The sequence below is a fragment of the Cupriavidus sp. 01T418 genome (genome assembly GCF_056398885.1).
In genome coordinates this window covers 1-844 of the sequence record NZ_JBFTQG010000134.1, presented here as the reverse complement: position 1 = coordinate 844, position 844 = coordinate 1, and the positions used below count along the sequence as shown (strand labels likewise).

Annotated in this window: 1 protein-coding gene; it reads left to right on the top strand. The window is 71.9% G+C overall.

The features are described from left to right. Positions 1–844 (top strand): hypothetical protein (locus AC1DQ3_RS36560; protein ID WP_477124956.1); only part of this gene is annotated, 844 nt, incomplete at both ends.

Genomic DNA, 844 nt, shown 5'->3' with positions numbered 1-844 from the left:
AGCGAAGATTGCGCGTTTATCACACCCGAGGGACGTTCCTGCGGGCATTGCCCCTGAAACCCAGGCAAGGCTGGCCACCATTCGCGACGCCGTGCCGCGCCGGGATGGGGAAGCCAGTCWGSCCTACGCCCGCCGCCTGCGCGAGCAGCGGCCCGGCCTCAGCCTGAGCGAGCTGTCCCTGCTCTCGGGCGCCGCGGAAAACCAACTGCGCCGCGATCCGGCCTTCAAGGCGCTCCCCGTGGAACTGGCCGCCATTCGCGACGCCGTGCCGCGCCGGGACGGGGAAGCCAGTCTGCCCTACGCCCGCCGACTGCGCGAGCAGCGGCCCGGCCTCAGCCTGAGCGAGCTGTCCCTGCTCTCGGGCACCACGGAAAGCCAACTGCGCAGCGAGCCGGCCTTCAAGACGCTCCCCGTGGAACTGGCCACCATTCGCGACGCCGTGCCGCGCCGAAACGGGGAAGCCAATCTGGCCTACGCCCGCCGCCTGCGCGAGCAGTGGCCCGGCCTCAGCCTGAGCGAGCTGTCCCTGCTCTCGGGTGCCTTGGAAAACCATCTGCGCAGCGAGCCGGCCTTCAAGGCGCTCTCCGTGGAACTGGCCGCCATTCGCGACGCCGTGCCGCGCCRGGACGGGGAAGCCAGTCTGGCCTACGCCCGCCGCCTGCGCGAGCAGCGGCCCGGCCTCAGCCTGAGCGAGCTGTCCCTGCTCTCGGGCGCCTTCGAAACCCAACTGCGCCGCGAGCCGGCCTTCAAGACGCTCTCCGTGGAACTGGCCGCCATTCGCGACGCCGTGCCGCGCCGGGACGGGGAAGCCAGTCTGCCCTACGCCCGCCGCCTGCGCGAGCAG